This window comes from Clostridia bacterium, assembly GCA_014360065.1.
GTDB lineage: Bacteria > Bacillota > DSM-521 > Neomoorellales > JACIYF01 > JACIYF01.
Map to the genome: position 1 here is coordinate 1 of JACIYF010000091.1, position 10,142 is coordinate 10,142.

The following is a 10,142-nucleotide window of genomic DNA, read 5'->3' on the forward strand; positions in this document are numbered from 1 at the left end:
TTTATACTCGCTGCCGGGAACACCTGGTGGGGGCATTAAAGTTGGGGGCGGCCTGGGCCGGTCCGGCCCAGGCCGCCGGCACCGGCCAGGTCCCCCTGGCTGACCGAGCTATCACCTTCGCCCCGGTCGGTTCCCTCATCCCCTACGCTCTCCGGGCGGTGCGCAAAGGGGGCACCGTGGCCATCAATGCTGTGCACCTGGACCACATCCCCGAATTTAGTTATGACCTTCTCTACGGGGAGCGTACCCTGAAGAGCGTCGCCAACCTCACCCGGCAGGACGGACTCGAGTTCCTTGAAGTAGCAGCCCAGATCCCTATCCAGGTGGAAACTGAGGCTTTTCCCCTGGAGGAAGCCAATCAAGCTCTTAAGCGGCTTAAAGCAGCCCAGATAAAGGGTGCCGCCGTGCTAATATTGTAGTTTAGCATCGGCCCAACTCCTCAGGGCCTTGTGTGACTCTTTATGCCTCCGCAATTCCTGGCCGCCAGGAAGCCAGCCGGCAAGATATCTCTCCATTTTTAGCAGGATTTTCTGGTTATATGGAGAAACATATAACGGCCTAGCTAAATGGCGGGTAAAAGCAGCGAAGGAATAGCAACCGGCAAGTGACAGAGGTGATAGATAGCTTTGCGGCTAGCCTTTAAGCTATGGTTGGATAATGGTGGCAAAGCCTTCGGCGATGGCCCCTACGATATCTTGAAGCGGGTCCAAGATTTGGGCTCGCTCCGCAAGGCAGCCCAGGAGATGGGCATGTCCTATAGCCAAGCTTGGGAGCTAATTCGTCGCCTGGAAGGACGGTTGGGCTTTCCGCTGCTAGAGCGCAAGGTCGGGGGCAGCTCGGGCGGAGGCTCTTCTATCACACCGCAGGCCCAAGACTTAATGCAACGCTACCAGGCCTTCCGCAACGAGGCAGAAGAGATGCTAGATAACCTCTTTAACAAGTATTTTTCTGAGCCAAACCCGCAGGTAACAGGAGACATTAAGAGAGGGGCAACCGAGAAATCGAGGAACCTGGGGTAGTCCTACCACTTTTGCCGCTAGGTTCGCTACAGTCCAACCCTTCAGTTGCGGGTTAGAAATGCAGAAGCCGGGTTAAACCCCCTTATCATGAGAACGAGAATGGTGGGGATGAGATGGCCAGCGTAACCGACACAGTCAGAGCTCTGACGTCCAACCTGGTGGTAATCCGCGGGGCGGGTGATTTAGCCAGCGCCGTTGCTTATCGATTGTTCCGAAGCGGGTTTACCATTGTCATGCTTGAGGTTCCACAACCCACCGTCATCCGACGGCGGGTAGCCTTTGCCGAGGCCGTATATGAAGGCACGGCGGAGGTTGAAGGGGTGCAAGCCCAGCTGGCCGCATCAGCCGCTCAAGCCTGGGAGATAGCTAACCAAGGCAGAATTGCCGTTTTGGTGGATCCCCAAGCCCGCTGTCTCAGTAGCTCCGGCTCCCATCCAACCCTTTCTCCAGCAGTAGTGGTGGATGCCATCCTAGCCAAGAAAAACCTGGGCACCCATAAAGGCATGGCACCTTTAGTAATTGCCCTAGGCCCGGGTTTCGTAGCCGGAAAAGATGTGCACGCAGTGGTAGAGACTAGCCGCGGCCATTTTCTGGGCCGGGCTCTTTGGCAGGGTTCACCAGCGCCCAATACCGGCATTCCCGGTGAAGTCCACGGCTATGCTGCCGAACGAGTAATTCGAGCTCCGGCGGCTGGAACCTTTGAAGGAATCAAGGCCATTGGCGACCAGATCCAACGAGGTGAAGTAGTAGCCAATGTAATGGCCTCAGGTTTAAGGTACCCAGTGGTAGCTTTGATTTCCGGGGTATTGCGGGGTCTGCTTCGCAGCGGTTTGACCGTATACCAGGGCATGAAGGTGGGGGATGTGGACCCCCGGGGAGTCCGCCAGCACTGCTTCACCATCTCTGATAAAGGGTTAGCCATCGCCGGCGGAGTCCTGGAAGCCATCCTCGCCTGGCGCCATCGGCAGCCAGCGGTCTAAGCAAGCCACCCAAGGCTGGATTGCTTGGGCCGGAAAGGCCTGAGCCCTGGAAACCCCGAAGCAGGATACCTCGGCAAGCAAGCGCCGACGGATAAAGACTACAGGTGGGGGGAGAAAAGCCTGTGAATGCTGCTACAATCAACAGTTATAGCCGCCAGGCTGCCATCATTGCCCAACTGGTAACAGAGCTGGAAAAGGGCCAAGGGCAGGTGCTAGTTACTATAGTTAAAGCTCCGCCTGCGTACTCCAGCTGGTTGGGGGAAAAAATAATAGTGGGCCGCCAGGGCGAAACAGCAGGAGCTCTGCCTACAGGTAAGCTCCAAGAGAAAGCCTTGGAGGTGGCCAGCCAGGTCTGGACGTCCCGCCTTCCTCAGCTAGCCAGTATCCCGGTCAATGAGGTGGGTGCCGAAGACCAAGACGACCAAGAAGAAGTCGTTCTGTTCGCCGATCCCATCTTCCCGCTTCCGGAAATGATAATTCTGGGCGGGGGCCATGTGGCTCAACCCCTGGCAGCTCTGGCCAAGACGGTGGGATTTCAGGTGACTGTGATCGATGACCGGCCCGACTTTGCTAGCCAAGAACGGTTTCCTCAGGCCGACCGCATCATCTGCGCCGACTTTGCCCAGGCCCTGAAAGAAATTCAAGTTGGCCCGCAGAGTTACCTAGTCATCGTCACCCGGGGCCATCAGTACGACTATTTTTGCCTACGGGAAACTATAGGCCTACCGGCCGCTTACATCGGCATGATCGGCAGCCGGACCAAAGTGCGAGGAACCAAGAAAAGGTTGCTCGAAGAGGGCATAGACCCCGAGCTCATCGAGCAAGTGCATGCGCCCATTGGCATCAATATCGGGGCAGAGACGCCAGAGGAAATCGCCGTCAGCATCATGGCCGAGATTATTGCCATACGCCGGGGCCGCCCTGCCCCCGGCAGCATGAAGGCCAGCAGCTGATTCTTGGCCAAGGGCGGTTCAGAAAGCCAATTAGGAGGGACAGACATGGATCCTTTGACCTTATATCGATCGGCTCGCCAGGCGCTCGAGCAAGGTCGGCCAGCCTGTATGGTCACCATCGTCAAGACCAGGGGGTCCACTCCCCGTTCCGCCGGGTCCAAGATGCTGGTCTATCGCGATGGTACCTGCCTTGGGACCATCGGCGGCGGCTGCGGAGAAGCCGAAGCTCGGCAGCAAGCCCTGCGGGCCTTAGACACTGGGCAGTCCTTTTACTACACCATCAGCCTGACTTCAGATATTGCCGCCAGCGAAGGCATGGCCTGCGGCGGCTATATGGAACTGTTTTTGGAGCCCATCCTGGCTCCACAACCTGAGGCTAGCCCCACCGCCCCAGCTCCGTAAAGGACTAAACATGTTTTCACAGAGGAGTGCAGGATAACTTTGATCTATCTCAACAATGCCGCTACTTCCTGGCCCAAGCCAGAGTCGGTATACCAAGCAGCCGACCAAGCCTTGCGCTGCTTTAACGAAAGCCCGGGTCGAGCCAGCAACCACCAGGGGCAGCTGGCTTCGCCGGAAAGAGCCTTGCTCGAGGCTCGAGAGCTCTTAGCCCAGCTGTTTAATATTGGCCAGCCGGAGAATATCGTTTTCACCGCCAATGCTACCGAAGCCCTAAATACAGTGATTCGGGGCCTCCTCGGACCGGGCGATCACATGGTTATCAGCAGCATGGAGCACAATTCCGTGGCCCGCCCAGCTTGGGCCTTAAAAGCCAGTGGAGTCGAGGTTACCATCGCTGAATGCGCCCCGGACGGAAGCCTCGACCCCAAAGTACTTGAGGCTTGCCTCCGGCCCCAGACCAAACTGGTGGCTTTAACCCATGCCTCCAACGTTACCGGTACCATCATGCCCGTCGCCGAGGTCGGGGAGATGCTTGCTCAGCACAAGCCTAAACCCCTTTTCCTGGTGGATGCCGCCCAGACCGCCGGGGAGCTGCCCATCGACGTGGAGGCAGCCAATATCGACTTCCTGGCCTTTACCGGCCACAAGGCCCTATTTGGCCCTCCCGGCACCGGCGGGCTTTATCTGCGCCACCCGGAAGCAGTGAAGCCGCTAAAATACGGTGGAACCGGCACCCAATCAGAACTCACTACCCAGCCGCCGTTTCTACCTGACAAGTTTGAAAGCGGTACCCCCAATGCCCCCGGGATCGCCGCCCTGGCCGCAGGAGTAAAGTTCGTCTGCCAGGTGGGCATAGAAGCTATCCGTAGGCAAGGGGAAGAGCTCACTGGCCTCTTGCTAGAAGGGCTGCAAACCATTCCGGAAGTCACCGTGTATGGGCCTAAGGACCCTGCCCGGCAGGTGCCGGTAGTTTCCATTAACTTGGCTGGCCTCTCGGCCGGGGAAGCAGCCGCCTGGCTGGCTGAGAAATACGAGATTATTACTCGCTCGGGGCTCCACTGCGCCCCCCTAGCCCACCGCACCATCGGCACCCTGGAGCAGGGAACTTTGCGCCTCAGCCTGGGCTTCTTTAACCGTCCGGCCGAGATCAGGACCCTGCTGTCCGCCCTGAGGGAGCTCGTGCAGATAGCAAAACCATAGCCAGGAACCAAAGCGTACGCAAGCCTTGCCGACTCCAGGTAAGTGCTGGGCAAATCAAATCCGAAAGGAGCGAAAGCCTGGTCAGCTCTTTTGAACCAGGCAGGATATGGCCAACCAGGAGAAAGTGCAGCTATTTACTTTCTCATCTACCTTCCAAGCTATTAAAGCGGAGAAGCTGGCCCAAGAGGCAGGCCTGACCGCCCGCTTAATCCCCATGCCCGGACAGCTAAGTTCCCTGTGCGGGCTAGCCCTGGAAGTTAAAGCCGGAGAAGCGGCCCAAGCCCAAGCCATCTTGGTAGCCGGTGGGATCAAGATAGATCAGCAAGTCGAGGCCCAGCGGCTCCAAGGCCGCCTCCAAATCATCTAAGCAATCATCTAAGCGGTCTTCAGCCTGCGCCGAAACCGAAGCAATGCCTTAATTAAGGTTTCGCCAAACAAAAGACAAAAGCCAGCGTTGCCAAAGGCATGGAGGGTATCAAACCAAAAGCTGGCTGCATAAGTAGCCACAAAGGACTGCCAGTTCAGGGGCTGGATGAAAGCCGTCCAGGACCAGATATTCATAATCCAGCCAAACCAGTAGCCCCAGATTAAGCCCATCCCAGCCAACCCATTCCGCCCCAAGCGCGGGAACAGCTTTCCTAGCCAGCCGCCCGAAGCCCCAGCTAAGCCCCAAGCAAACATCTGCCAGGGGGTCCAGGGCCCTTGCCCGAGAAAGAAATTGGAGACCAGGGCAGCGGTGGAGCCAACCATAAACCCAGCTTGGGGCCCAAACACCAAACCAGAAATAATGGCCAAAAAAGTAGTGGGCTGGATCCCAGGCAAAGCGGCAAAGGCCACCCGCCCTACTGCCGCTAGCGTCCCCAGGGTGGCAATTAGGGCTATTTCCCGCGATGGTGCCTGCCGTTGCTCAAAGCTCCAGTAAAACAGGGCCAAGCTCACTAATACCATCTCGGTGGTTAGGAGGCCCCACCCCTGCCGGGCCAGGAGGCCATTGCCAATGGAGCCGGCCACCAATAGCGCTAGGATAAGTATTAAACCCACCGGGAAAAGGAGGCGTCTCAACCCCATAATACCCTCCCAAAAACTATTTGCTTAAGCCAGGCCGTTGGTCCTCTATTTCGACCAGCATTCAACCCCTGACTAACTGCAGCCTCGCAGGGATACACTAACCGGGGCAGACGTCAGGCCTGGGTGGCAAGTCGAGTGCTGCGTCCGGCCCGCCTTTATGTGGCTTGCCGCACGGGCACTCCAAAGCATTCGCGGAGCCAGCTAGACCTCGGCCACATGGGGTAGGCGCCTCCAGCTGGCCTTAGCGGCTTAAAGCCGTAGGCTCTCATGGCCGACTTCAACTTTCCTATCAGGCAGCTCCAACGCTGGGGCTAGCCTGGCTTGGGCCTCGGTCAGGGTTAATATCCCCTGAGCATAGCCCCGGCACATTTTGCCCAGCTGGGTGGTATAAAAGAAGGATTGCCCCAGCACCTGGTGCTTGGGGCCATCGGCAATTATCCGCCCTGAAGACATCATAATGATCCGGTCCGCGTATTCGGCCGCAAACTCCACATCGTGGGTAACCAAAACTATCCCAGTTCCCTCTCCAACCAAATCCCTTAGAATCTTGCCTAGTTCGGCTTTCAACTGGTAGTCCATTCCCCGGGTGGGCTCATCTAACAGCAAGAGCTGGGGATTAACTACCAGCACCGAGGCCAGGGCCACCCGCTGTTGCTCCCCGCTACTCAAATCCCGCGGGTGGGAGTGGCGACAAGCCTCCAAACCCAACCTCTTTAATACCTTATCGATCACTGCCCCACCTTCGAGGCTAAAATTGTCCAAGGTAAATTGCAGCTCCTCCTCCACCCGGTCATGGAGCAAGTAATCGCTGGGGTTTTGGGACAGATAGGCCACCCGAAGGTCGGGCTGAGATGGCTTTCGCTTTCCCCGGCCTGGCTTTAAGATCCCCGCCATGACCCGCAGCAAAGTGGATTTGCCGGCGCCGTTGGCTCCCAGCACCACTACCAGCTCTCCAGGGTTGATCTGGCAGCTTACCTCCTGTAGTGCTTCCTTGCCGCTGGGGTAGGTGTACCAAACCCGGTCCAGCCCAAGGAGCGGAGGGGTTGACCCCTCCCTACGCGTCCTGAGGGATAGCTCAGCCGGCCTGCCTTCGGTTTTCTTAGGCCCGACCAGCTCCGGCCTGGGATACCTGAGGTGGCAGCGCAACACCTCGCGCCCCTCCTTGACCGTAACCGGTACCGGGTCAAAGCCCAGCCCGCCAAAGAAGCGTGCCACCGGAGGGGCTAACGGCACTCCCGACCGCGCCGCCAATCCAGCTACCTGGGAAGGTGGACCTTGATAGAATACCTTCCCGTCCGCCATCAAGGCTACCCGGTCGGCTAAGTGGTAGCAGCGCTCCAAACGCTGCTCAATTAGGATGACGGTCAGGCCCAACTCCTCGTTCAACCGTTTAACCAGGTTGAAGAAATCCTCCGCCGCCACCGGATCCAGCTGCGAAGTGGGCTCATCCAAAATCAACACTTGCGGCTGCATGGCCATCACTGATGCCAAGGCCACCTTCTGTTTCTGGCCGCCGGAGAGGTTGGCGGTAAACTCTCCCTCCATCCCCAAGAGATTGAAGAAGCTGGTGATCTCCGCCACCCGCCGGGTCATTTCCTCCCGAGGCAGGCCTAGGTTCTCCAGCCCAAAGGCCAGCTCAGCTTCCACGCTGGTCATCACCAGCTGCTTTTCCGGGTCCTGGAATACCATCCCTACCTCCCGGGCCAGCTGGCGCTGACTCATGGCCGTTAGGTCCTGACCCCGAAAAGTGATCTCCCCAGTGAGCCGCCCCCCGTAAAAATCGGGAATTAGCCGGGCCAAGGCCCGCGCCAAGGAGGACTTGCCCGATCCCGAGCCTCCGACTACCAAAAGCAACTCGCCTTCCTCGATACTCAGGTTAATATCATCCAGGGCTGGCCTCTGGCTCTCGGGATAATAGTAGGTCAGATTTTTGATCGCAAATAGGGCCAATGCTGCCACCCCCAGCTCAATAGCGGCGGAATTAGTAGGGCCAAGAACATGGCGGCCAGGATTAATAAGCTAGAAGGCGTCCCTATCAGCTCTCCCAGTCGCGGATAAAAGGTAAAGCGGCTGTAACCGGCCACCTGGCCATATACTCCCAAGACTAGAGCTAAGAGGCTAAAAGCCGCACAGAGGGTATCCCGGGGGCGAAAAACGTCTTTCCGGTAACGGGACCGAGGGCCGCTCCCAAAGCCGCGGGCCTGCATAGCTTCGGCAATCTCCCAGGAATCCTCCAACGAGGACAGCACCAAGGCATTCATCAGCTCGGCATACCGGCGAGCCCGCTGCCTAAAGCTGCCTGCCCTTAGATCTACTCCCCTCACCGCCTGCGCCTCGACCACGTTCTCCCAGTGCCGGATCATAGAGGGAAACATGCGGGTAGCTAAAGCCAAAACCAAGCTGGATTGGCTGGCCACCCAAGAAAAGCAGCCCAGCAGCTTGTCTGGATGCAGCATCAGGTTGTAGAGGCAAAAGATGCTGATGACCTCCAGTAGCCGGATGCCCATAACCAATCCAAAACTTATCCCCTCTAGGGAAATGCCTAGCCGCCCCCAAAGGGGTATCTCCGGCCCGGCCCAGATGACCGTTTCCCCAGCCTGTACCAGCAGGGCATTAATGGCAGTTATCAAGCCCATCAGGAGCAAGCTAAACTTGAAATAGGGCTCCCAGCTCTCCAGGCCATCCAGGGCCATCACCCCGGCCATGATGGCTAAAAACAGCGCCAATAAGTATAGAGGATGAGATAGGGTGAGAACCAGGACCAGGAGGGCGCCCAAGTAGATCAAAGCCGACACCGGGTGCAAGCTTTGCAAAAATAGGCCTCGATCTTGAAAGAAGAGCTTCTCTCCCCAACCCATAAAGCTCGCTCACCTCCTGTCACGCTGGGGCCATCACCCCCACCCCGTCCGCCCCGATCGGGCTCGGTCCTGAACCCTTAGGCGGCACCGGCCCTTGCTCCTACTACCTTACTACTTACTTAGTTCCGACCAGATGGGGCCCGGACTTCGATCCTGGCTGTACCACCAAATAATCTTGTCGCCGGGCTTGACTTCCACATCCACAGCCGGCTTCCAGATCACCTGATCATTAACTTTGTACATCCAGCCCCATTGGCCCTGATTGGCCTGCCCGGCAACCATATCGACAAACTTATTGCCATAAGCCAGGTGGTATTCAAGCCCGGTAGCATCCAGGGCCCCTAAGGCGGTGGCTCCCCACTTCTGACCGGAAGACAAGCTCACCTGGGCAGGACCAAACAGTACCTGCTTTCCCTTTCCTACTACGGCTACATATACCCGGCACCCCTGGTCGGCCGCCGGAGGCAGGGCTGGAGTCACCCTGCCCTTGCCTTCATGGTCAGAACCAGATGGCCCATCCCTAGACTCTGCTAAACTCATGCTAGAGCCATCATTGGCCAGCCGGTGAGCATAGATAGTCGGTCCCACTACAGCTACCGATAGAATCAGAATCCCCACTAGGTACCAAAATTTTCTTCTCACTAGTCACATCACCTGCGTAATCCGACCACCTATCGTCCAGCAGCTGGCACTTTAAATTGTGGCTTGGCGCCAAGAAAGACGTAAGCGTGAAGGGCCTTGGCTGCTCCGGTGATATTCTTAACAGAGCCAAAACTGCCATCCGGGTTCTTGGCCTTGTTAACCATGTAGTCAATTGGGGTCAGCCCCTGATCATTTTTCCAGCTGGCCGGGTCCTGACCAAGCAGTTTGAGGGTGATAATTATCTCGCTAGTATCCACCACCGGGTCATCTGCCCATGGCTGAGTAACATAAACGCTACCATCAGCTTGCTGGTGTTGTCTCAGATAGGAAAGTCCTCGATCAATGGCTGTCCGAATTTCTTGATCCCGCTTGGCGCCAGGAAGGTATGCCAGAGCCTGAATCGCCTGGCACGTGGATGCGAAGTCAGGATAGAAGGTACCGTTCTGAACCGCGCCCCAGCTACCCAAAGCGTTTCGCTCCTGGCTTTGGTGGCTAATGAGATACTGCCGAGCATGGTCTAGGTTGAATGTATTGAGATACCCAGCTCGGGCCAAGGCCAGGTAGGCAGGAATGTCGCTGTAAATATTATCATCAAATCCGCCTTTCGGTTTCTCCCTCTCCTTTAAGGCTGCTACTAGCCGGTCGACTAGGTCAGTCCGCCCCCATTGCTTGGCAATTAAAGCTTGCTGGGCTAGAGCCTTGGCACTAGCCAAAGCTGGGTTCTGTAAGGTCTTATCAATTGAAGCTATGACCGTCTCCTTTAGAGTCTTATCCTTGTATACCCACTGGTCAACCGTTATACCGTCGCCAGCGAGGGACAATATATAAGCAGTATCGGCATCAACGGCTTGCCCCTCCACGTACTGTTTATAGACATAACCCGTTGCATCATTAGCCAAAGAATCGTACTGGTTAGCTCTGCTACAACCACCCATACCTACCAACACCAATGCAACTGCCACCGCGGTCACTGCCACCTTGGCAATACGCTTTAGCACCTTAAAAACCATCCTTTACCCC

12 protein-coding genes are annotated in these 10,142 nt (G+C 57.1%); 7 read left to right on the forward strand and 5 right to left on the reverse strand.

Going from position 1 to position 10,142, the window contains the following annotated elements; genetic code table 11:
• The 7 genes from H5U02_11500 to H5U02_11530 form a co-directional block, all read left to right on the forward strand.
• Positions 1-419 (forward strand): alcohol dehydrogenase (locus H5U02_11500; protein MBC7343047.1); only part of this gene is annotated, 419 nt, incomplete at its 5' end.
• Between the two features lie 207 nt (positions 420-626).
• Entirely contained in the window at positions 627-1,019 is a 393-nt protein-coding gene (locus tag H5U02_11505; protein MBC7343048.1) for a LysR family transcriptional regulator, read from the forward strand.
• A gap of 113 nt (positions 1,020-1,132) precedes the next feature.
• Complete coding sequence (locus H5U02_11510) at positions 1,133-1,999, forward strand: EF2563 family selenium-dependent molybdenum hydroxylase system protein (protein ID MBC7343049.1); 867 nt, start codon at positions 1,133-1,135, stop codon at positions 1,997-1,999.
• A gap of 122 nt (positions 2,000-2,121) precedes the next feature.
• On the forward strand, positions 2,122-2,952 hold the full coding sequence (locus tag H5U02_11515; protein ID MBC7343050.1) for an XdhC family protein: 831 nt from the start codon (positions 2,122-2,124) through the stop codon (positions 2,950-2,952).
• Positions 2,953-2,997: 45 nt separating this feature from the next.
• Positions 2,998-3,354: an XdhC family protein gene (locus H5U02_11520; GenBank protein ID MBC7343051.1), complete on the forward strand. Its 357-nt coding sequence runs from the start codon at positions 2,998-3,000 to the stop codon at positions 3,352-3,354.
• Positions 3,355-3,393: 39 nt separating this feature from the next.
• A complete protein-coding gene (locus tag H5U02_11525) occupies positions 3,394-4,554 on the forward strand; it encodes an aminotransferase class V-fold PLP-dependent enzyme (protein ID MBC7343052.1) in 1,161 nt (386 codons plus the stop codon).
• Between the two features lie 106 nt (positions 4,555-4,660).
• On the forward strand, positions 4,661-4,921 hold the full coding sequence (locus H5U02_11530; protein ID MBC7343053.1) for a DUF3343 domain-containing protein: 261 nt from the start codon (positions 4,661-4,663) through the stop codon (positions 4,919-4,921).
• Between the two features lie 8 nt (positions 4,922-4,929).
• Here the strand turns inward: H5U02_11530 and H5U02_11535 are convergent, their stop codons facing one another.
• The 5 genes from H5U02_11535 to H5U02_11555 all read right to left on the reverse strand — a co-directional run bounded on the left by H5U02_11535 (position 4,930) and on the right by H5U02_11555 (position 10,120).
• Positions 4,930-5,622: an ECF transporter S component gene (locus H5U02_11535; protein MBC7343054.1), complete on the reverse strand. Its 693-nt coding sequence runs from the start codon at positions 5,620-5,622 to the stop codon at positions 4,930-4,932.
• Positions 5,623-5,871: 249 nt separating this feature from the next.
• Positions 5,872-7,572: an ATP-binding cassette domain-containing protein gene (locus tag H5U02_11540; protein ID MBC7343055.1), complete on the reverse strand. Its 1,701-nt coding sequence runs from the start codon at positions 7,570-7,572 to the stop codon at positions 5,872-5,874.
• On the reverse strand, positions 7,545-8,480 hold the full coding sequence (locus H5U02_11545; GenBank protein ID MBC7343056.1) for an energy-coupling factor transporter transmembrane protein EcfT: 936 nt from the start codon (positions 8,478-8,480) through the stop codon (positions 7,545-7,547). Before H5U02_11545 ends, H5U02_11540 begins: the two co-directional genes overlap by 28 nt.
• Before the next feature lie 111 nt (positions 8,481-8,591).
• Positions 8,592-9,122 carry a DUF4430 domain-containing protein gene (locus H5U02_11550; protein MBC7343057.1) on the reverse strand — a complete coding sequence of 177 codons (531 nt, stop codon included), beginning with the start codon at positions 9,120-9,122 and terminating at the stop codon, positions 8,592-8,594.
• A 29-nt stretch (positions 9,123-9,151) separates the two neighbouring features.
• Positions 9,152-10,120: a hypothetical protein gene (locus H5U02_11555; protein ID MBC7343058.1), complete on the reverse strand. Its 969-nt coding sequence runs from the start codon at positions 10,118-10,120 to the stop codon at positions 9,152-9,154.
• Between the last annotated feature and the right edge of the window lie 22 nt (positions 10,121-10,142).